Origin of the sequence: Stenotrophomonas sp. YAU14D1_LEIMI4_1 (assembly GCF_003086815.1) — a bacterium.
Taxonomy (GTDB): Bacteria; Pseudomonadota; Gammaproteobacteria; order Xanthomonadales; family Xanthomonadaceae; genus Stenotrophomonas.
In genome coordinates, this window is record NZ_CP025997.1 from 3374692 (window position 1) to 3396445 (window position 21754).

General features: G+C 67.7%; 19 protein-coding genes. 2 read left to right on the top strand and 17 right to left on the bottom strand.

Annotation, left to right across the window (positions count from 1 at the left end; translation table 11 throughout):
• Positions 1 to 15: 15 nt before the first annotated feature.
• From C1932_RS15610 to C1932_RS15685, 16 genes are all read right to left on the bottom strand, one after another.
• Positions 16 to 321 carry a HigA family addiction module antitoxin gene (locus tag C1932_RS15610; RefSeq protein WP_108762782.1) on the bottom strand — a complete coding sequence of 102 codons (306 nt, stop codon included), beginning with the start codon at positions 319 to 321 and terminating at the stop codon, positions 16 to 18.
• Between the two features lie 11 nt (positions 322 to 332).
• Positions 333 to 611 carry a type II toxin-antitoxin system RelE/ParE family toxin gene (locus tag C1932_RS15615; RefSeq protein WP_108757045.1) on the bottom strand — a complete coding sequence of 93 codons (279 nt, stop codon included), beginning with the start codon at positions 609 to 611 and terminating at the stop codon, positions 333 to 335.
• A 245-nt stretch (positions 612 to 856) separates the two neighbouring features.
• Complete coding sequence (gene tkt, locus C1932_RS15620; protein WP_108762783.1) at positions 857 to 2854, bottom strand: transketolase; 1998 nt, start codon at positions 2852 to 2854, stop codon at positions 857 to 859.
• Positions 2855 to 2979: 125 nt separating this feature from the next.
• Positions 2980 to 3402, bottom strand: coding sequence for a hypothetical protein (locus C1932_RS15625; protein WP_233614725.1), 423 nt, complete (start codon positions 3400 to 3402; stop codon positions 2980 to 2982).
• Positions 3403 to 3479: 77 nt separating this feature from the next.
• The gene (locus C1932_RS15630) at positions 3480 to 4799 is read right to left on the bottom strand and encodes a dicarboxylate/amino acid:cation symporter (RefSeq protein WP_108750951.1); all 1320 of its coding nucleotides are present in this window, start codon (positions 4797 to 4799) and stop codon (positions 3480 to 3482) included.
• A 57-nt stretch (positions 4800 to 4856) separates the two neighbouring features.
• The gene (locus C1932_RS15635; RefSeq protein ID WP_108762784.1) at positions 4857 to 6557 is read right to left on the bottom strand and encodes a BatD family protein; all 1701 of its coding nucleotides are present in this window, start codon (positions 6555 to 6557) and stop codon (positions 4857 to 4859) included.
• Positions 6554 to 8350: a VWA domain-containing protein gene (locus tag C1932_RS15640; protein WP_108762785.1), complete on the bottom strand. Its 1797-nt coding sequence runs from the start codon at positions 8348 to 8350 to the stop codon at positions 6554 to 6556. Before C1932_RS15640 ends, C1932_RS15635 begins: the two co-directional genes overlap by 4 nt.
• Complete coding sequence (locus C1932_RS15645; protein WP_108762786.1) at positions 8347 to 9351, bottom strand: VWA domain-containing protein; 1005 nt, start codon at positions 9349 to 9351, stop codon at positions 8347 to 8349. Before C1932_RS15645 ends, C1932_RS15640 begins: the two co-directional genes overlap by 4 nt.
• Complete coding sequence (locus C1932_RS15650; protein ID WP_108762787.1) at positions 9348 to 9797, bottom strand: DUF4381 family protein; 450 nt, start codon at positions 9795 to 9797, stop codon at positions 9348 to 9350. Before C1932_RS15650 ends, C1932_RS15645 begins: the two co-directional genes overlap by 4 nt.
• Positions 9794 to 10708 carry a DUF58 domain-containing protein gene (locus C1932_RS15655; RefSeq protein WP_108754016.1) on the bottom strand — a complete coding sequence of 305 codons (915 nt, stop codon included), beginning with the start codon at positions 10706 to 10708 and terminating at the stop codon, positions 9794 to 9796. Before C1932_RS15655 ends, C1932_RS15650 begins: the two co-directional genes overlap by 4 nt.
• A gap of 8 nt (positions 10709 to 10716) precedes the next feature.
• Positions 10717 to 11742 (bottom strand): MoxR family ATPase, encoded by a 1026-nt coding sequence (locus tag C1932_RS15660; RefSeq protein ID WP_108762788.1) that lies wholly within the window; start codon positions 11740 to 11742, stop codon positions 10717 to 10719.
• Positions 11743 to 11907: 165 nt separating this feature from the next.
• Positions 11908 to 13884: a type IV pilus secretin PilQ family protein gene (locus C1932_RS15665; protein WP_108762789.1), complete on the bottom strand. Its 1977-nt coding sequence runs from the start codon at positions 13882 to 13884 to the stop codon at positions 11908 to 11910.
• Positions 13885 to 13905: 21 nt separating this feature from the next.
• Positions 13906 to 14442: a pilus assembly protein PilP gene (locus tag C1932_RS15670; RefSeq protein ID WP_199911376.1), complete on the bottom strand. Its 537-nt coding sequence runs from the start codon at positions 14440 to 14442 to the stop codon at positions 13906 to 13908.
• On the bottom strand, positions 14439 to 15104 hold the full coding sequence (gene pilO, locus C1932_RS15675; RefSeq protein WP_108757055.1) for a type 4a pilus biogenesis protein PilO: 666 nt from the start codon (positions 15102 to 15104) through the stop codon (positions 14439 to 14441). Before pilO ends, C1932_RS15670 begins: the two co-directional genes overlap by 4 nt.
• The gene (locus tag C1932_RS15680) at positions 15101 to 16003 is read right to left on the bottom strand and encodes a PilN domain-containing protein (RefSeq protein WP_108762790.1); all 903 of its coding nucleotides are present in this window, start codon (positions 16001 to 16003) and stop codon (positions 15101 to 15103) included. The genes pilO and C1932_RS15680 overlap by 4 nt, the downstream gene beginning before the upstream one ends.
• On the bottom strand, positions 16003 to 17061 hold the full coding sequence (locus C1932_RS15685; RefSeq protein ID WP_108754021.1) for a pilus assembly protein PilM: 1059 nt from the start codon (positions 17059 to 17061) through the stop codon (positions 16003 to 16005). The genes C1932_RS15680 and C1932_RS15685 overlap by 1 nt, the downstream gene beginning before the upstream one ends.
• A gap of 219 nt (positions 17062 to 17280) precedes the next feature.
• On the opposite strand from C1932_RS15685, the gene C1932_RS15690 reads away from it, so the two are divergent.
• Both C1932_RS15690 and C1932_RS15700 read left to right on the top strand, forming a co-directional pair.
• Positions 17281 to 19701, top strand: coding sequence for a penicillin-binding protein 1A (locus C1932_RS15690; protein WP_108762791.1), 2421 nt, complete (start codon positions 17281 to 17283; stop codon positions 19699 to 19701).
• A 564-nt stretch (positions 19702 to 20265) separates the two neighbouring features.
• Positions 20266 to 20910, top strand: a complete 645-nt coding sequence (locus C1932_RS15700) for a hypothetical protein (RefSeq protein ID WP_108762792.1) — start codon at positions 20266 to 20268, stop codon at positions 20908 to 20910.
• Positions 20911 to 20947: 37 nt separating this feature from the next.
• On the opposite strand, the gene C1932_RS15705 is transcribed toward C1932_RS15700, so the two are convergent.
• Entirely contained in the window at positions 20948 to 21751 is an 804-nt protein-coding gene (locus tag C1932_RS15705; protein ID WP_108762793.1) for a hypothetical protein, read from the bottom strand.
• Between the last annotated feature and the right edge of the window lie 3 nt (positions 21752 to 21754).

Consider the following 21754-nt stretch of genomic DNA (forward strand, 5'->3'; position numbering starts at 1 on the left):
ACGCATGGCGTGGATCTACTGCTGGCGGTTCAAGGCTTCGGGAAGATCGAGACGCGCGATCGCAGGATGCTCGCGATGTTCTGCCTGCCAGAGATCGTAGGCCGCTTGCATCGCCAACCACATCCGGGCATTTCCCAGACCGGCCAGTTCCAAGCGGTACGCCAGCTCGGCAGAAATGCCTGCATGGCCGTTGATGACCGTCGACAATTGCCCACGTGAGTACCCGAGGTGGTGAGCGAGCGCACTGATGGACATCTTGATCGTCGGCAGGATGTCTTCGCGTAGCGCTTCTCCAGGATGGGGCGGATCATGCAGCGGCATCGGATAGCTTCCTAGTGATAATCGAGGTAGTCGACCAGTTCAACATCAAGACCGCGGAAGCGAAAAACCAGTCGCCAATGCGCTGACACGCTTACCGACCAGTATCCCTTGTAGCTGCCACGCAAGGGGTGCAGGCGATTGCCTGGCAGCCCCATGTCTCCAGGCGTATGGGCCTGGTCCAACTGGTGAAGCAGGCGCCGCAAGCGTGCAACATGATCGGCGCGGACACCCGATGCGTCCCCACGCTCATAAAGTGTCCTCAGTCCTTTGTGCTGGAAGCTGACGATCACCCCAGTACACTGTAAGGCATCACCTTACACCCTGCAATTGCGCAATCAGTGTGCACGCGCACCTCCAGGCCCAGAAGCTGGCTGGCTCTTGCTGCGGCCACCCGAGGATCCTGTTGTCGCAGGGAATGCGGTACCGGCGGAAGAGGCCATCGCGTCATCGTCATCGACACGGCGGTCAGTGCCGATCGGAAAACAGGAAAGGCCGGCTTGCGCCGGCCTTTCCCTTTCCTGCTTCGCGAGGCGGCTTACAGCGCCTTGGCTGCTTCCACCACGTGCGTGGCGGTGATGCCGAAGTGCTGGTACAGCTTGTCGGCCGGGGCCGAGGCGCCGAAGGTGTCGATGCCGATCACCGCACCGTCCAGGCCGACGAACTGGCGCCAGAAGCCGGTCACGCCGGCTTCCACCGCCACGCGCTTGCGCACGGCGTTGGGCAGCACCGATTCACGGTAGGCCGCATCCTGGCGCAGGAACACGTCGGTGGACGGCATGGAGACCACGCGGGTCTTCAGGCCGGCGGCATCCAGCTGCGCCTTGGCTTCAGTGGCCAACGACACTTCCGAACCGGTGGCGATCAGGATCACGTCCGGGGTGCCGGCCGCGTCGGCCAGCACGTAGCCGCCGCGTTCGATCTGCGCGATCTGCTCGGCATCACGCGGCTGGTGCGGCAGGTTCTGGCGGCTGAACACCAGGCAGCTCGGGCCGTCCTGACGGGTGATCGCAGCCTTCCAGCTCACTGCCGATTCCACCGCATCGCAGGGGCGCCACACATCGTTGTTCGGGATGTAGCGCAGCGAGGCCAGATGTTCCACCGGCTGGTGGGTCGGGCCGTCTTCGCCCAGGCCGATCGAGTCGTGGGTGTAGACGTGGATGGCATGGGCCGGGATCAGCGCGCTCATGCGCACACCATTGCGGGCGTAGTCGCTGAACACCAGGAAGGTGGCATCGAACGGAATGAAGCCACCGTGCAGGGCCAGGCCGTTGGCAATGGCGGTCATGCCGAACTCGCGCACGCCGTAGTACACGTAGTTGGCGTTGGCGTCGTCGCTGGCGACCGACGTGCTGCCCTTCCACAGGGTCAGGTTGGAATGCGCCAGGTCAGCCGAGCCGCCGACGATTTCCGGCAGCAGCGGGGCGAAGGCTTCGATGGCCAGCTGCGAGGCCTTGCGCGAAGCGATCGTCGGGCCTTCAGCGGCCACCTGGGCGATGTAGGCATCGGCCTTGGCGACAAAGTCGGCCGGCAGTTCGCCGTGCGAGCGACGGGTCAGTTCGGCGGCCTCGGCCGGGAACTGCGCGGCGTACTTGTCGAACTGCTGTTCCCATTCGGCCTGGCGCAGGGTGCCGGTACCGCCGGCACGCCAGCCGGCGTAGATCTCTTCGGGAATCTCGAACGGACCGTAGTTCCAGCCCAGCTGCTTGCGCGTGGCTTCCAGTTCGTCCTTGCCCAGCGGCGCGCCGTGGCTGGATTCCTTGCCGGCCTTGTTCGGCGAACCAAAACCAATCGTGGTGCGGCAGCAGATCAGGGTCGGCTTGTCGTCCTGCGACAGGGCCGCTTCGATGCCGGCCTTGATGCTTTCCGGATCGTGGCCATCGACATCGCGCACCACGTTCCAGCCGTAGGCCTCGAAACGCTCGGGGGTGTTGTCGGTGAACCAGCCTTCGACGTTGCCGTCGATGGAGATGTGGTTGTTGTCCCAGAAGCAGACCAGCTTGTGCAGGCCCCAGGTGCCGGCCAGCGAAGCGGCTTCATGCGAAACGCCTTCCATCAGGCAGCCATCGCCCATGAACACCCAGGTGCGGTGGTCGACGATTTCCAGCTCCGGGCGGTTGAAGCGCTGTGCCAGCAGCTTCTCGGCCAGGGCGAAGCCCACGGCGTTGGCAAAACCCTGGCCCAGCGGGCCGGTGGTGGTTTCCACGCCCGGGGTCTCGTGGCGTTCCGGGTGGCCGGCGGTGTGGCTGCCCAGCTGGCGGAACTGCTTGAGCTGTTCGATCGGCAGGTCGTAGCCGCTCAGGTGCAGCAGGGCGTACTGCAGCATCGAGCCGTGGCCGTTGGACAGCACGAAGCGGTCACGGTTGAACCACTGCGGGTTGTTCGGGTTGTGCCGGAGATAGTCGTTCCAGAGGACTTCGGCGATATCGGCCATGCCCATGGGCATGCCGGGGTGGCCGGACTTTGCGGTTTCAACCGCATCGGCGGCAAGGAAGCGGATGGCGTTGGCCAACTGGCGACGGGTAGGCTGCGTCATGGTTCTGTCGGAATCGGGAGGCGGCCGCGGACGTGCGGGCCCCCCATTGTCCCACAGACCCGGGGCCGGGTTCAGGCGTAGGGCCAGATCCCTTGCCAGAGAGAGGATCTGGCCCCGCCCGCCGCTTACTTCGGGGCGGCGGCCTCGATCACGGCGCACATCGACTTCTTCTGGAAGTCCTCGCCGGTGGCGTAGGTGGCCGGGGTGGTCTTGGTCACGGTGATCTTCGAGCCCTTGCCCTCGGCCTCGATCAACACGTTCCACGGCAGGGTGGTCTGGCCGCCGTTGAACTGGACGTTCTGCTCCATGGTGAGCATGCCCAGGTCCTTGTCCACGGTGGCCACCTTCAGGCCCGACTTCACGCCTTCGATCTGGATGCGCTTGAGCGCGTCAGCCGGCGTCGCGTTGGGCACTACGTCCCAGGTGGTGAAGGTGCGCCCGGCGAAGAAGCTGCCGGTCTTGGTGTAGTTGGTTTCACAGGCCTTCTGGGCACTGGCGTCGAAGGCCAGCAGGCCCAGGGCGGCGACCATCACGTACGAAATCCTCATTTCTGCTCCCGTTCGCACGGCGCCAATCCCGACGCCTTCCATGCGTCGGGATAGTATCCATGGCATTCAGGGCGCGTTCAATCGCGCGGCGCAGCCGGCTCCGGGCCATCGTGCGCTTCACCCTTGGCCACCAGGGTGGTCAGGGCCAGGTCGCCGGTCACGTTCAGGGCGGTGCGGCACATGTCCAGGAAGTGGTTCACGCCCAGGATCAGGCCGATGCCCAGCGGGTTCACCCCGACCATGGCACAGATCATGGCCACCACCGGCAGCGAGCCGGACGGCACGCCGGCCGTACCGATGCCGCCCAGGATGCACACGGCCATGACCATGATCTGCTGGCCGATGCTCAGGTCCACGCCGAAGAACTGGGCCAGGAAGATGACCGTCACACCCTCGAACAGCGCGGTGCCGTTCTGGTTGGCGGTGGCGCCCACGGTCAGCACGAAGCGCGACACGCGCTGCGGCAGGCCCATCTGGTCGGCCACGCGCAGGGCGGTGGGCAGGGTCGCGTTGCTGGAGGCGGTGGAGAAGGCCATCACCGTCGCTTCCTGGGTATCGCGGAAGAACGACAGCGGCGAACGGCCCGACAGCCACACAGCGGTACCGTAGGTCACCACCATGTGCAGGCCCAGGGCCAACACCACCACGCCCACGTAGGCGCCCAGGCGGATGATCAGTTCGAAGCCGAACAGTGCCGCCAGGTTGAACATGAAGCAGGCCACCGCGTACGGGGCCAGGCGGATGACCAGGTTGATCAGGGTCATCGAGATTTCGAACACGCCCTCGATGGCACGGCGCAGCGGCGCGACCTTCTCATCGTCGGTCAGCACCATGCCGATGCCGAACATCAGCGCGAAGAACATCAGCGACAGGATGGCGCCGTTGTCCGATGCGGCCTGCAGCACGTTGCTGGGCACGATCGACAGCAGCATGTCCATGCCCTTGGGCGTGCCATGGATGCCGGCCACGATTTCCTTGCTGCGCTCGGCGTTTTCCGAAAGCATCAGCGCGGCTGTCTGCGGGTCCACGCCGGCGCCGGGCTTGAGCACGTTCACCAGCACCAGGCCGATGCCCACGGCAATGCCGGACAGCAGCACGGTATAGGCCAGGGTCTTCCAGCCGATGCGGCCGAGGGCGCGGATATCGCCCATTTCCGACACACCCATGATGAGTGCCGAGAAGATCAGCGGCACGATCAGCATGAAGATCAGGTTGAGGAACAGGCCCGAAGCGGGCGTGGTGATGTAGTCCATCACCCACTTGGCGCCGGTCTGCAGGCCTTCCACGCTGCCACCCAGGGCGTGCACGATCAGTCCCAGGACCAGGCCGATCGCGAAGCCGATGCCCATCTTCCAGTGCAGGGGCAACTTCTTCTTGCCGGCAGCAGCTGCTGTCATATGCGGGGTTCCTCGAAAAATGAATCTACTCTAACAAAGCGCGCAGGCCGCGCTGGTTCAGGGTTGCCGCGTGGGGTACAGCGGCGCCAGCCCAGTGTCGCCGGCCGCCTGCGGGGCCGACCAGTGCGGTCCGTCACGGAAGGCCACCCGCAGGCGCGCCCGCAGCGCGCCCAGTTCGCCCTGCCCGCCCCAGCGTGCCTGCTGCAGGTCGCGCAGCACCTGGCGCTGTTCGGCGTCGGCCAGGCGTTCGATCACCTGCTCCAGGCGGTCCACGCCGGCCATCTTGCACAGCTGTTCCTCTACTTGGTCGAAGCCGTCGGCATCCAGCGCGCGGCGCAGGTCGGCCGTGCTGCCGCCACCACGTCGGACCGGCGACGCCGCCGCGCCCGCCGGGGCACCGGCAGGCGCCGCTGCCCTGCGGCCACGGCGCCAGCCCCACAGCAGGGTCAGCAGCCACAGCACGACCAGCCCCACCACGGCGGCCACCCACGGCCATGCCGGCACCGCGCGTGCCGTCGCGGCCAGGGCCGTCTGGGGCGCCGGGGTCGCATCCTGGCCGGGCAGGGCCGATTGCGTGTCGATCGGCTGCGGTGCAGGCACCCCGCCACGCCCGGCGCTGACCGCCAGGCGCAGTTCGGGCAAGCGCGCCTGCTGCGCCGTGCCACTGTCCACGTCCCACCAGGCCACGCTGGGCCCGGGCACCACCAGGTCGCCCGGCGTGCGCGGCACGATCGAATAGCGGCGGGTGATCTTCAGCCGCGGCGTGCTGCCGGTGAAGGTTTCATCGTATTGCGCCGGTTCGGCGAACACCTGCGCGGCATCGCCCAGGTCGGGCACCGGCAGGTCGGTGAACTGCGCGCGCGTGGCCCCGTTGGCCACCGCTTCAACGACAACGGTGGCGGCCTCGCCGGTACGCGCGGTGGTCGGCGCACTGGTATAGCGCAGCTGCAGGCCGTGCAGCGGCAGCCAAGGCTGTGGCGCCTGCGCCGGTTGCTCGCGCACCTGCAGGGTGCGTTCGGGCGCGACGGCATTCATGCGGCCACCGCCCCCGTTGCCGAAGAAATCGTCGAAGAAACCGCCGGCACTGCGGCCGCTGAAGCGTGCGCCCGGCAGGCGCAGCGCACCACTGCGTTCGGGAATGAGCAGGAAGCGCCGTTCAACCACGTTGTAGCGACGGCCATTGATCTGCCGCACGTCGGTGCGGTCCTCGCCCACCCGTTGCAGCGATGCACCCTGCGGCGTATCGAGCACCAGCTCGCCCGAGGCCAGCTGCGAGGCGAAATACAGCCGCACCACCACGCCTACGCTCTGCTGCACGTAGGGCGTGTCATCGTCCACCTCGGTTTCGACGAAGGCGGCGGCATTGGTCTGCGCCGTCGCTACCGCCGCGGCATTCACCTGCAGGGTGAGCGGCACCGTGCGTGCGGCGCCGACCTGCAGCGAGGGGACCTGCAACGCGCCGGTGCGGCGCGGCGTCAGCAGCACCGTGTATACATCGCGGCGCTGCATGCCGCCATTGCTCCACTGCACCTGGCGGCTACTGCTCTGTGCGCCCAGCGCGAAATCGACGTTCAGCGGCGTGTAGTCCGGCGTGCCCTGGTCGGTTTCTACATTCAGGGTGACCGAGTCGCCGGCGGCGATGGTGTCCGGTTCCAGCCACGCACGGGTCTGTGCCATGGCAGCCAGCGGCAGCCACAACAGCCACAGGGCCAGCGCCGGCAACGCCCAACGTTCATGCACGCGTGCCCTGCGCTTCATCGCCCTTCCCTCTTTCTGCGTTCATTTTCCAATTGGAACTTGGTGCGCAGCAGCGCTCCCGGATCATCGGGAACACGGCGCATCCACGCTTCCACGGCCTGTTGTTCCTCGCGCTGCTGCGGGGTACGGCCGTCGCTGCGTGCGGCGACCTTGCCGGCCTGGTCGGCGCGCTGCGCCTGCTGCAGGGACTGCTGCATGCGCTGGCGCTGCTGTGCATCGGCCTGCGCCTGCGCCTTGGCGTCGGCCGACTGCGGCGGTTGCTGCGAATCGCCCGCGCCCGAACCGTCCTGCTGCTCACCCGGCTTGCCGTCCTGCGGACGTTGCGGTTGGCCCTGCTGGCCCTGTTGCCCTTGTTGACCCTGCTGCCCCTGCTGGCCCTGCGACGGCTTGGACGGCTGCGATGGGTTCTGCGACTTCGGCGGCTGTTTGCCCTGCCCCTCGTTTTTGCCCGGCGGCGGCTTGCGCTTGCGCGCGGCATCGACCACTGCGCGGTTGGCCACGGCATCGGCCATGCCCGGGTGCTTGGCCAGCGCCTTGTCATAGGCGGCGATGGCGCCGTCATAGTCGCCCTGGCGTGCCAGCGCGTTACCCAGGTTGTACCAACCGGCATCGCTGTCGATGCCTTCGAACTTCTGTCGGGCCGCGGCGAAATCGCCGTTGTGGTACGCCTGCACGCCTTCGGCCAGGCGCTCGTGTTCGCGCTGGTCACCGCGTTGCCACAGCGTACCGTGTGCTGGGCTGGTGGCCGCGGCTGGCGGCGCGGCCTGCACCTGCCCGCTCAGCGGCAACAGGCCCACGGCCAGCACGGCGGCCAGCAGCGCGCGGCGACGGAACGCCAGCAGCGCCAGCAGCATCACCGGCGGCAGCAGCCAGTAGCCTTCGTCCTGCCACTGCCGGCTCTGGCCGGGACGCGCCTGCGCCTGCGCACCGCTGCCGTCCAGCACATCCAGCGTCTGCAGGTCACGATCATCGGCGGCAATGCGCTGGTAGCGACCGCCGCCGGCTGTGGCCACTGCGCGCAGCCCGGTTTCGTCCAACGCGGCCTGCGCGATCTGGCCGCTGCTGTCGCGGTAAGCGGCACCGGCGGGCGTGCCCAGGCCCAGCACCGACACCTGCAGGCCGAGTGCGCGCGCCTGCGCCGCGGCCAGTGCTGCTTCGCCGTTGGCCTGGTCGCTGATCAGCAGGATGCGCCCGCGCAGCGCACCGGTCTGCCGCAGCAACTGCGTGGCCCAATCGATGCCGCGGTCGGCACGCTGGCCATCGCGTGGCATCACATCCGGCGCCAGCGCATCCAGGTACAGCGCCACGTTGGCCACATCGTCGGTCAACGGCGCCACCGTATAGGCATCGTCGGCGTAGACCACCAGGCCCACCTGCCCGCCCTGTCGCGCCCGCAGCAACGCGCCGATCTTGGCCCGCGCCTGCAGCAGGCGCGACGGCGGCAGATCGGTCGCAGTGATGCGGCTGGACAGATCCAGCACCACCACCAAGGGCGCGCTGGACTGGAACAAGGGCTGCGCCTGTTGCCGCCAACTGGGCCCGGCCAGGGCCAGCACGGCCAACGCCCAGCCCAGCACGATGGCCCACGGCAACCGCAGCCGCCGGCGCCCCTCGGCCGCCAGCAGGTGCGGCAGCAGATGCGCATCCACCGCCTGCCGCCAGCCCTCGCTGCGGCGCTGCCGCCACAGGGCGAAGGCGATGATCACCGGCAGCGCCAGCAACGCCCACAGCCAATCAGGCCGCAGGAAATGCAGCGCGTTCCAGTCCGGCAGGGCCAGCAACAGGGCGATCATCGGCGTCGCTCCGGCCACAGCCAGGCCAGCGAACCCAGCAACAGGGCCAGTGCCAGCGGCCAGGCGTAGCGTTCGTCGCGCGGGCGCGTGCTGGGGCCCTTGCCGGCGATCGGCTCCAACCGGTCCAGCTCGGCATAGATGCCCACCAGTTCGTCGGTATCGCGCGCACGGAAGAAGCGCCCACCGGTCTGCTCGGCGATCCGCCGCAGCGTGGCCTCGTCCACCGGGTCACGATCGGCGGCGATGGGAATACCGAACAGGCGCATGCTGCCGTCGCCACCGAAGGCCACGGTGTGTACCCGCACGCCTTCGGCCTTGGCCAGCTCGGCGGCGCGCAGTGGTTCCAGCACGCCGGCATTGCTGACACCGTCGGTCAGCAGGATCAGTACCCGCTGTCCTTCCGGCTGCGCGCGCAGGCGTTTGACGGCCAGTGCGATGGCATCGCCGATGGCCGTTTCACGGCCCGCCAGGCCGACCACGCTGTCGCGCAACTGGTCGCGCACGCTGGCCAGGTCGGCAGTGATGGGCGTAAGCGTGTACGCGCGGTCGCCGAACACCAGCAGGCCCACGCGGTCGCCGGCACGGCGGTCCAGGAAGTCGGCCAGCACCGCCTTGGCCGCGGTCAGGCGTTCCACCGCCTGCGGGCCCAGCACCATGTCCGGCTCGCTCATGCTGCCCGATACGTCCATGGCCAGCATCATCTGCCGGCCCTGCTGCGGCGGGGTGATGGCTTCGCCCAGCTGCTGCGGGCGGGCCATCGCCACGCACAACGCGGCCCAGCCCAGCCACAACAGCAGGGTGCGCAGCCACGACGCATCCACCCGCCCTTCACCGGCCAGAGCCTGCAGTTCGGCGGCGGCATACGGCACGCGCAGCGCCGCGCCCGGCAATGCGCGGCGCGGCCAGAAATGCATCAGCAGCGGCAGCGGCAGTGCCAGCAACGCCAGCGGCCACGCCAGCTGCAGATCCGGCCAGGGCCAGTAGGAGGCCAGCAGGTTCATCGGCGGGGCTCCTGCAGCAGCTGCAGATAGCGCTGCCGCGCCCACGCGCGAATGTCGTCCAGCTGCGAGCTCTCTATCTGCGGGCGGTACGGGCCTTCGGCCAGCAGGGTGCGCTGCGCATCGGGCAACGCGTCCTGCGGATCGATGCGCGCCCACCAGGCCGCATCCTGCAGCGCTTCGCTGCCCGGCTGTGCCTGGCGTGCCGCACGCCGCAACAGACCGGCAATCGCGGCCAGCTCGGCCGGACCGGTGCCGGCGGCCTGCAGTTCCTGGTCGAAGGCGTGCAACCAGCGCTGGCGGCGACGGCGACGCCGGACCACGATCACCACGATGACCGCCAGCACCAGCACCACGGCGGCGATCACCATCAGCCAGCCCGGCGCAGGCGGCCACCAGGCCGGTGCAGGCGGCAGCGTGACGTCGCGCAGCGGCAGTGCAGCGCTCATGCCGGCACCTCGGTGGCGGCCGGCGCCAACCAGGCATCGCTGGCGGCATCGGTGGAGAGCAGCTGCACATCGATGCGGCGCGCCACCAGGTGCCGTCGCAGCGCGTCCACCGGCGCGACGAAATGGGCATGCCAGTGCGCCTGCACATCGCTGCGGCGCAGGTCCAGACTGACCCGCTGCTGTGGCGACAGGAACTGCAGCGCGGCCGATGGCGGCTGCATTTCCAGCGGATCAACCAGCAGCAGCAGCGTCACGTCGTGGTGTTGGGCCAACGCGCCCCAGCGCGCAGGGGCGATGCGCAGGGCCTGCTGCGGATCGGCCAGCACCAGCAGCCGCGCACCGGGGCGCAGCACGCGGCTGGCGTGGTCCAGCGCGCGCTCCAGGCCCAGATCGTCGGCGGGCGGCTGCGCGTACCAGCGGGTAAGCGCGTCGAGCACGCGCAGCACGCCGCGCGGCCCGCCAGCAGGGGCTACCGGCGGTTCGCGGTCGCTGCCGCGCAACGCCCCGATGCGGTCGCCACGGCGCTGCGCCGACCACGCCGCAATGGCGCCGGCACGCGCGGCCTGCACCGACTTGAAGCGCACGCGGGTGCCGAAATACAGCGCCGGCGCGGTATCGGCCACGATCAGCGTCACCCGTTCGCGCTCGGCCTGGAACAGCTTGGTATGCGCACGGCCGCTGCGCGCGGTCACCCGCCAGTCGATATGGCGCGCGTCATCGCCGGCCACGTACTCGCGCGATTCGGCGTATTCCATGCCACGGCCGCGCAGCGGCGACGGTGCCTGCCCGGCAAGACCGGTGCGACCGCGACGCGGTGCCGGCGGGCGTTGCGCCAGGCCACGCAGGGCCACCAGTTCGGCCAACTGCGGTCGCAGGCCGTCGCCGGCGCTGGGCGTGGGAAGATCGGTCATGCGCAGGCTCAGGGCGCGGGCACGCGGGCCAGCAGTTCCTGTACCAGGCGCTCGCCGTCCCAGCCTTCGGCAGTGGCTTCATAGCTGGGCAGCACCCGGTGGCGCAGCACGTCGGCGGCCACCGCCCGCACGTCGTCGGGGGTGACGAAATCGCGACCGGCCAGCCAGGCGCGCGCACGCGCGCAGCGTTCCAGGGCGATGGACCCGCGCGGGCTGGCACCCCAGGCGATGCGGCGGCCCAGTGCCGGGTCGTAACGGCCGGGATCGCGCGAGGCCAGCACCAGTTCCACCAGGTAGCGTTCCAGTGCCGGCGCCATGTGCAGATCCAGCACCTGCCGGCGCGCATCGAAGACATCCTGCAACGGCAGCTTGTCCGGTGCCGGCGCCGCTTCACCCAGCGCACCACGCGGACGCTCGCGCGCCAGCCGCAGGATCTCCGCTTCGGCGGCCTGGTCGGGGTAGCCGATGCGCACGTGCATCAGGAACCGGTCCAGCTGCGCTTCTGGCAGCGGGAAGGTGCCTTCCTGCTCGATCGGGTTCTGCGTGGCCATCACCAGGAACAGCGACGGCAGCGCATAGGTGTGCCGGCCGACGGTCACCTGGCGTTCGCCCATCGCTTCCAGCAGCGCCGACTGCACCTTGGCCGGGGCACGGTTGATCTCGTCGGCCAGCAGGATGGGATGGAAGATCGGGCCGGGCACGAATTCGAAACGGCCTTCCTGCGGGCGCCAGATCTCGGTGCCGGTCAGGTCGGCCGGCAGCAGGTCGGGGGTGAACTGCACGCGCGCGAACTCGGTTTCCAGGCGTGCGGCCAGCGCGCGGATGGCGGTGGTCTTGGCCAGGCCGGGCGCGCCTTCCACCAGCAGGTGGCCGTCAGCCAACAGCGCGATCAACAGGCGCTCGACCAGTGCGGCCTGGCCGACGATCTCCGCCGACAGCGCGTCGCGCAGGGCGGTGAAGGCGGCATGCAGCCGCGAGGTGGCCGGCGCAGGCGGCGGGGAGATGGATTCGGGCATCGGCGGTGGCAGGTTCATGGGGGCCTTTGACCGGCGCAGGACGGCACGGGTTCCCCACATCATCGCAGGCTGGTCCTGGGATTGGATCAAGAATGGATGAATGGCCCTGCACGCAGGGCGTGCATCCACAACGAAAAAGGGGCCGCACGTGGCGGCCCCTTCTCGTACATCCGGTGGCACCGATCAGCTGCGCTTGGCTACGCGCAGCACCTTCGGGGTCACGAACACCAGCAGTTCCGCCTTGTCCTTGTTGCGGCCGCGCTTCTTGAACAGATTGCCCAGGAACGGCACGTCGCCCAGGAACGGCACCTTGCTGACGCTGTTGCGGTCGGTGAACTCGTACACGCCGCCGATCACCACGGTCTGGCCGTCTTCCACCAGCACGGCGGTGTTGACCTCGCGACGGTTGATGTTCGGCACCTGGCCGTAGCCTTCCAGCACGATGTAGCTTTCGACCTCGTCCTTCTTCACTGCCATGTTCAGGAACACGCGGTTGTCGTCGGTGATGGTCGGGGTGACCTTCAGCTCCAGCACCACTTCCTTGAACTGCACGTTCGGCGTGGCCGCAGCACCGACACCACCACCGCTGATGGTGACGTAGCCGATTTCCTTACCCTGCTTGATCAGGGCTTCGCGCTGGTTGGTGGTGACCACGCGCGGGTTGGAAATGACTTCACCACGCGACTCTTCCTGCATGGCCGACAGTTCCACGTCCAGCAGGTAGCCGGCGTTGAGGATCGACAGTGCCAGCGAACCGGGGTTGCTGGTGGAGGCCACCGGCAGGTTCCAGTTCAGGCCGCGGGTGATGGACGAACCGACCGCGACAGGACGGGGACCCACGCTTCCGCCCGCGATCCAATCACGCACGGCCTTGGCATTGGTTTCCGCTGCGTCAACCTGCGACTTGCGGGTCGCGGCATTGGCATCCAGATCGCCACTGAAGTACACGTTGTCGCGGCTGCCGCTGATGCCGAACTTCGCACCCAGTTCGCGGGCGAAGGTATCGGTGGCGATCACGATGCGGCTTTCGATCAGCACCTGGTCGACCGGGCGGTCGATCACCCCGATCAGCTCACGCATGCGCGCGATCTTCTTCGGAATGTCGCTGATCATCAGCGTGTTGGTGCGCTCGTCGGCCACGATGCGGCCGCGCGAGGACAGGAAACCACTCTCTTCCTGCGACGACGAACCACTGCCGCCACCACCCTGGCCACCACTACCGCCGCCGCCGATGCCCTTGGCTTCGGTCAGCGCTTTGAAGATCTGCGTGGCGCTGTGGTAGTTGATCTGCACGTAATCGGTCACCAGGTCTTCGCGGTTCTCGATCGCAATGCGCGCGTCTTCCTTTTCCTGCTCGAACTTGGCCAGTTCGGCCTGCGGCGCAACCCAGATCACGCTGCCGTCGCGACGCTTGTCCAGGCCCTTGGCACGCAGCACGATGTCCAGTGCCTGGTCCCACGGCACGTTGACCAGGCGCAGGGTCACGTTGCCCTGCACCGAATCGGAGGCCACCACGTTCAGGTTGGATTCTTCGGCGATCAACTGCAGCACGGTGCGCACCGGCACGTCCTGGAAGTTGAAGGTGACCGGCTTGCCGCTGTAGCCGCGCTGCGGCACGCCCTTGGCGGCCTGGCTGACGCTGCCGGCACTGACCGCACCCACCGCGGCCGGAGCCTTGCGCGGGGTGATCTCGACCACGTATTCGTTGCCGCTCTGGTAGGCCAGCGATTCGACCGCACCGCCGGTGCTGAGCACCAGCTGGGTGCCGGCACCGGACGGCTTGGCGTCGATGCGCTGCACCGGCGTGGCGAAGTCGGTCACGTTCATCGGCTTCTGCAGGTTCGCCGGCAGGCGTGCGTTGCCCACATCCACGATCACGCTGTTGTCCTGCGTGCGCAGATCCGGGATGGCGCCCTGGCCATCGAACTGCACGATCAGGCGGCCGCTGCCGTCATCACCGCGCTTGAAGTCGATGCGCGACACCGCCAGGCTGGCCGGCGCGGTGGCCGGTGCAGCAACGGTGGTGCTGGCCGGCTTTGCAGCCGGTGCGGCAGCCAGCGCCGGAGCGCAGGCCAGCATCAACGCGACTCCCAGCGCGCTGATGCGGTTCAAGGTAGAGCGCCGGATGGGTCGCAGCCCCTTGGCTTGGTGAAAAGTCATCGTGCTATCCCCAGTAAACGATCATTGATCTTCCAGCGCGAGCGTAGCCGGACGTTCCAGCCAGCCACCCGCGCCATCCGGCACCAGTTCGATCAGCTCCACGCGGTCTTCGAAGACCGCGGTGACCCGCCCGTCGCTCTGCCCCAGGTAACCGCCCGGGCGTACCCGGTAAGTCACCTTGTCCGGCCCCATCACCAGCGCGACGGTACCGCCGCCGGTGCCGATGGTGCCGACCATGTCCAGTGCATCCAGCGGGAACCCTTCCAGGGGTTCCTTGCGCCGGTTCGGATCCGGGCGCAATCCGCCAGTCCCCTGCTGCGGATTGGTCCAGGCATCGGTGAACGGATCGCGCATGCCCTGCGCGGAATATTCGAAGGTCTCGAACTGCTGCATGACGGGCAGCGGCTCCAGCGGCTGCGCCGGTCGGGCGCGTTCGCTCTCGACCCACTTCTCAAGGTTGGGGGCATCGCCCGGCGTGCTGGTCACACCTCGGCCGCAGGCCGCCAGCAGCAGTACCGCCATCGCCATGCCACCACGTGCAATGAAGGAACGGATCACTTCTGCGCCTCCTTGCCTGCTTCGCCTGCTTCGGCCTTCTGCTGTTCCGCCACCTCGGTTTCATCCAGGTAACGGTAGGTCTTGACCGTACCGGACAGCACCAGCGCACCGGCGCGGATGTTGCCGTTGGTCTTGTCGGCCGGCTTCAGGTTGATGTCGTGCATGGTCAGGATGACCACGCGCGGCAGCGAGGCCACGCCACTGACGAACGCACCGAACTGGTGGTAGCTGCCCACCATGCTCAGCTTGATCGGCTTCTCGGCGTAGAACTCCTTGACCTGCTCTTCTTCCGGCTCGAACAGCTGGTTGGCCAGGCCGCTGGACAGCGCGGTCTGCGAGATGTCGATGATCAGATCGGGCATCTCGGTCTTGCTGGGCAGCTGGCGCAGCATCTGCTGCAGCACCTGCTCCATCTGGGCCAGCTGCTGCTTCAGCGGTTCCAGGTTGACCGCGCGTTCCTGTTCCTTGGTGAATTCCTGGCGCAGGGTGGTTTCCTGGCTTTCCAGGGTCTGCAGCTCTTCGCGCTTGCCGCTGATCAGCAGCATCCACAGCACGAAGATGATGACCAGGGCGATCAACGAGCAGAAGACAATCTTGGCGTTGCGCGGCCAGTTGCCGATGTCGTTGAAATCCAGGTTCTTCAGTTCGACTTTCTTGCTCATGCGCGGTCCCCCTGCGGCAGGGCATGGAAGGCCTGCGGCGGCTGGGCCAGGCGGCTACCCTCGTTCTTCGGTGCGGCGGCCGGCGGTGCCGGTTGCGCTGCGGGGGTGGCCGGTGCGGCCGGGGCCTGCGGTGCAGGTGCCGGTGCGTTGCCCGGGGCCGGTGCATTGGCCGGCGCCGGGGCTGCGCCCGGTGCGGCCGGAGCAGCCGGTGTGGCGGCATCCGGGCCCGCACTGAGCGGGGCCACGGTGGGTGCAGCCGGTGCGCCAGTTGCCACGCTGCCGTCGGCGTTCAGGCCGGGAGTGGTCGACTCCTCGCTCTGTGCCGGCAGCTTCACCGTCACCTTGAACACATACGGCAGGGCCTTGATGTCAGCCACCGGACCCACCGGTGCGGCGTCCTTGTCTTTCTCAGGCTCGCTGGCCTTGATGATCGACAGTTCCGGGTTGGTCATCCAGCCGGACACTTCCAGGTTGCGCATGTAGGCGGACACGCGCGCATTGGACTGCGTGCGGCCTTCCAGGGTGAGGGTGTCGCCATCCTGCTGCAGGGCGGTCAGCACCACGCCATCGGGAATGGTGCGGACCAGGGCGTCGAACAGGTGAACCATCTGCGAGCGCTTGGCCTGCAGCTGTTCGATCACCGCCTTGCGGGCCAGCAGACGGTTCTTCTGCTCGTCCAGACGGTCGATCTCGGCGTTCTGCGCCTTCACCTTGGTGATCTCGGCCTGCAGGTAGGCATTGCGGTCCATCTGGCCGCTCACCTGCATGTCGTAGTAGAACCACACCAACAGCGACAGCAGCACACCGCCGAGTGCGGCCATGCCCAGCATGACCCCGAACTCGCGCTGGCGTTGCTTGCGCCGTTCGGCGCGCCAGGGCAATAGATTGATGCGTGCCATCAGTCGAAGCTCCTCAGTGCCAGACCGGTGGCGATCATCAGCGCCGGGGCATCCTGGGCCAGCGCCTGGGCCTGTACCTTCGGGCCCAGGGTCATCTGTGCCAGCGGGTTGGCGACCACGGTCGGCACGCCCAGCTGTTCTTCGACCATTTCCGGCAGGCCTGCCAGCGCAGCGCAGCCGCCGGCCAGCACGATGTGATCAACCCGGTTGAATTCGCTGCCCGCGTAGAAGAACTGCAGCAGGCGGCTGATCTGCTGCACCGTGGCTTCCTTGAACGGCTCCAGCACTTCCATTTCATAGCTTTCCGGCAGCCCGCCCTGGCGCTTGGCCAGACCCGCTTCCTCGTAGCTCAGGCCGTAGCGGCGCATGATCTCATCGGTCAGCTGCTTGCCGCCGAACACCTGTTCGCGGCTGTACAGGCTGCGGCCACCGCGCAGGACGTTCAGGGTGGTCATGGTCGCGCCGATGTCAACCAGGGCCACCACGCCATCGCTGGACACCGGCAGTTCGCTGGCCACCAGGGCGAAGGCGTTCTCGACCGCGAAGGCCTCCACGTCCATCACCTTGGCCTGCAGGCCGCCCAGTTCCAGCGCCGACTGGCGCAGTTCCACGTTCTCGGAACGCGACGCGGCCAGCAGCACCTGGACCATTTCCGGGTTGTTCGGGATCGCCCCGATCACCTCGAAGTCCAGGTTCACTTCCTCGATCGGGTACGGAATGTAGTTGACCGCTTCCAGCTCGATCTGGGCTTCCATGTCGTTTTCGTCCAGATCGGCCGGCATCGGGATCACCTTGGTGATCACCGCCGATCCGGCCACGGCAGCGGCGGCCAGCTTGGCCTTGCTGCCGGAGCGGTTCATCGCGCGGCGGATGGCCTCACCCACGGCCTCCACTTCCACGATGTTCTTCTCCACCACCGCATTCGGCGGAAGAGGTTCCACAGCGTAATGTTCCACGCGGAAACGGCTACCGCTGCGGGAAAGCTGCAAGAGCTTCACCGCAGTCGAACTGATGTCGACGCCTATGAGTGGCGACTGACTTTTTGGGATAAGCCCCACGGTTTCTCCCCTGCCGACGGGCACTTGGACACAAGAGCTGTGTCCGCGCATTAATAACGTATTTTTAGCAAATGGCAACCACCCTGCTGTGAAGTCCCTCACAGGTTCACGATGCAGCCCCTGGCGTTTGTCGTTGCGTCCCCTGGCAGCGACCCCAGCCGCCACCGTGCGTAATCTATACTCTGCGACCACGAAATTCGCAATCGGAATCTGAACCCGATGACTCGACTCCGCCGCTGGCTGCGCTGGATCTTCCTTGTTGTACTGGTCCTGGCGCTGGTCGGAGCGGCCGCCGTGGGCGGCCTGTACTACGCTGTGTCCTCCAAGCTTCCCGACGTGCAGACCCTGCGCGACGTGGAAATGCAGGAGCCCATGTACGTCTACGCTGCCGATGGCAAGCTGATGGCGGTGTTCGGCGAGACCCGGCGCACCCCCATCACCATGAAGGACGTGCCGGACAAGCTGAAGAAGGCCTTCCTGGCCACCGAAGACGCCCGCTTCTATGAACACGGGGGCGTGGACTACAAGGGCATCGGCCGTGCGGTGTGGCTGCTGGCCACCACCAACGACAAGCGCGTGCCCGGTGGTTCCACCATCACCCAGCAGGTGGCCCGCCAGTTCTTCCTCAGTTCCGAATACAGCTACACCCGCAAGCTGGCCGAGATCCTGCTGGCCCGCAAGATCGAGTCGGAGCTGAGCAAGGACGAGATCTTCGAGCTGTACCTGAACAAGAGCTTTTTCGGCAACCGCGCCTACGGCGTGGCCGCCGCGGCCGAGTTCTACTACGGCAAGAAGCTGAACGAGCTGGACCTGGATGAAATGGCCTCGCTGGCCGGCATCCCCAAGTTCCCCTCGTCGGGCAACCCGATCTCCAACCCGGAACGTGCCCGCCAGCGCCGCGACAACTACGTGCTGCAGCGCATGGCCGACCTGAAGTTCGTCACCCAGGCCGAGGCCGACGCAGCCAAGGCCGTGCCGATGCACGCCACCGCGCACGAACCGCCGGTGCAGGTGGAAGCGCCTTACGTGGCCGAGCTGGTGCGCCAGGAAATGATCGCCCGCTTCGGCGGCGACGTGGTCAACAAGGGGTACCACGTCACCACCACCATCGATGCCACCCTGCAGACCGCGGCCAACCTGGCCGTGCGTGACGGCCTGCTGCTGTACGACCACCGCCACGGCTGGCACGGCGTGGAAAAGCAGGTGACGCTGGGCGCCGGCGACGATGCTGCGGCCCTGGCCGAGCACCTGCGCGGCATGTACGGCCAGGCCGGCCTGCTGCCGGCCATCGTGGCCAACACCGGCGCCGATGGCAGCGCCACGGTGGTGCTGGCCAACCGCAGCGAGATCGTGCTGCCGGCCGGTGCCGCCAAGTGGACCAACAAGACCCCCGGCAAGCTGGTGCAGCGCGGTGACATCGTGCGCGTGCGCGCCGGCGCCAAGGAAGGCGAGTGGCTGCTTGACCAGATTCCGCGCGGCCAGTCCGCGCTGGTCTCTCTGGACGCCCACAGCGGCGCGCTGAAGGCGCTGGTGGGTGGCTTCAGCTTCTCGGGCAACAAGTTCAACCGTGCCACCCAGGCCCGCCGCCAGCCCGGTTCCAGCTTCAAGCCGTTCGTCTATGCCGCCGCCTTCGACAAGGGCTACAACCCGGCCTCGATCGTGCTGGACGCCCCAGTGGTGTTCCGCGACCGCCGCGGCAAGACCTGGGCGCCGCAGAACGACGGTGGCGGTTTCCGCGGCCCGATGCGCCTGCGTGAAGCGCTGGTGCAGTCGCGCAACCTGGTGTCGGTGCGCCTGCTGGACGGCATGGGCGTGGACTACGCACGCAAATACATCAGCGAGTTTGGCTTCGCCGAATCGGAGCTGCCGCCGAACCTGTCGATGTCGCTGGGTACCGCCTCACTCACCCCGCTGTCGGTGGCCCGTGGCTACGCCGTGTTCGCCAACGGCGGCTCGCGCGTGGACACCTGGCTGATCGACCAGGTGAACGACCGCGACGGCAACCTGGTGTTCAAGGAAAACCCGGCGCTGGCCTGCCGCGAGTGCGCCGGCAGCAGCGACCAGCCGGTGAACCAGGTGGTGGACGGCTTCAACTTCGGCGCCCCGGCACCGAAGGTGGACCCGACCGCGGCCGCCAAGCCGGCCACCGAAACCCCGGCCGCACCGGCCAACCCGGATGCCCGCACCGCCCCGCGCGCGATCGACGCCCGCACCGCCTACCAGCTGGTGTCGATGATGCGCGACGTCGTGCAGCGCGGCACCGGCACCGCCGCCAAGGTGTTGGGCCGTGAGGACGTGGGTGGCAAGACCGGTTCCACCAACGACCACCGCGACGCCTGGTTCTCCGGCTTCGGCGGTCCTTACGCCACCACCGTCTGGGTGGGCCGCGACGACTTCCGTTCGCTGGGCTACCGTGAGTACGGCGGCAAGGCCGCCCTGCCGATCTGGATCGACTACATGCGCGTTGCGCTGAAGGACACCCCGATCGCCCAGAACGAGCCGCCGGCGGGCATGGTGCAGACCACGTTGAACGGTGCCACCGAGTGGGTGAAGGTGGAAGATATGGACCGCCTGACCGACTACGACCTGGACCTGCAGAGCACCCCGCAGGCCGACGCCGCCGCGTTCGATATCTTCTAAGGCACGCATGGGTGGGGCCAACCTTGGTTGGCCCCACGCAGCCCGGTAGCGGGCCAACCTTGGTTGGCCCCACGCAGCCCAGTAGCGGGCCAACCTTGGTTGGCCCCACGCAGCCCAGTAGGGGGCCAACCTTGGTTGGCCCCACGCAGGCCGGTAGCGGGCCAACCTTGGTTGGCCCCACACAGCCCGGTAGCGGGCCAACCTTGGTTGGCCCCACGCAGCCCAGTAGCGGGCCAACCTTGGTTGGCCCCACACAGCCCGGTAGCGGGCCAACCTTGGTTGGCCCCACGCAGCCCGGTAGCGGGCCAACCTTGGTTGGCCCCACGCAGCCCGGTAGCGGGCCAACCTTGGTTGGCCCCACGCAGCCCGGTAGCGGGCCAACCTTGGTTGGCCCTTTCGTGCCCACCAAGGTCGGCACCTACCAAAGCAAGTGCCGACCAAGGTCGGCACCTACCAGAGCAAGGGCCGATCTTGGTCGGCACCCGCCAGAGCAAGTGACGACCAAGCACGCGCATGTCACATCCCTGCGCTACTCTGTACCCAGGTCGCAAGAGGAGTCATCGCATGCATCGCGCACGCCAGCATGCTGCCAGCCAGACCCGCGAGCGCCGCCATCGCCTCGCCCACGAAGCCGCCCGCCTGATGGCCGAAGGCGGTATCCGCGACTACCACCAGGCCAAGTTGAAGGCCGCCAGCCGGCTCGGCATCCACGACGATGCCTCCCTGCCCCGCAATTCCGAGATCGAAGACGCCCTGCGCGAGCACCAGCGGCTGTTCGCCGGCCCCCAGCACAGCAGCCAGCTGCAGCGCCGCCGCGAGGCTGCGGTAAACGCCCTGGATTTCCTGCACGGCTTCGCCCCGCGCCTGGTCGGCCCCGTGCTGGACGGCACCGCCGATGCCAACAGCCCCGTACAGCTGCACCTGCACAGCGATGATGCTGAGGCCGTGCACCGCTTCCTGGACGAACACCGCATTCCCGCCGAATCGCGCACGCGCCGCCTGCGGCTGGACCGCGAGCGCAGCCTGGACGTGCCGGTGTGGGTGTTCAGCGCCGAAGAACTGACCTTCGACCTGGCCGTACTGCCCTACGACGCCCTGCGCCAGGCGCCGCTGTCACCGGTGGATGAAAAGCCGATGCGGCGCGCCTCGGCGGCGCAGGTCCGGCAGTTGCTGGCCGAAGAGGAAGCCCGCAGCTACTTCGGCATGTGAGGCAGCGCCGGCCTCAACCTGCGCTGCCCTGCACCACCTACCACTGGCTGGGCGGCTGCTGGTCGCGGAACATTACCCGCCCCATCAGCGGCCACGGCTCGCGATAGCTGGACTGGTGCATCATGTTGGCGTGCATGCGCCGCAGGTCATGCAGTATCCACAGGTGTGCGTGCACATCGCCGAAGTCGTCGGCCCAGCCGTCAGCCAGGCGCCGGCGTTCGCCCTCCAGCGCCGGCACCACGTCTTCCGGCACCTCCAGTACCGGCTGCAGTGCCTGGTACACCTGCTTGCTGCGTTCGCTTGCCTCGTGCAGGGTGTGGATGTACTCGCTCACCTTCTCGCAGGGGTACGGTGCGCACACGCCGGCCATGCCGATGTAGTCGGCAATGTCGGACAGCATGTCCGACTGCAGTTGCAGTGACACCGGCACTTGCAGCGCCTGCCGCGCCTGCATGGCCCGCTGCGCACCGGCTACGATGCGCGCGTGGGTGGTGAACGGCGTCAGCCCGTGGCCATCGGCATGGCGCACGGCACCCATCCGGCGATGCGCCTCGTAGGACAGCATCTCCATGCGCACCTGCGCTGCCTGCGGGTGGATGCGGGGCACCGTGGGGTTCATTGCGCGCCAGCCTACCCACAGGGTCGCCACTGCACACATTGCGAGGAAAGCCATCATCAGCGTGACCGAATTGACGTAACGCCTGTAGTAGTGGAATTTCGCGCGCAACGTGTAGTAGCGCCGATAGCTGATGAAGCGGCGTACGTAGCGATAGCTGCGCATTTCGTCTTCCAGCAGGCGTGAGCGCCGCGCGGGTTCTGGCTTCTGCTTGTCAGTGCCCATGAT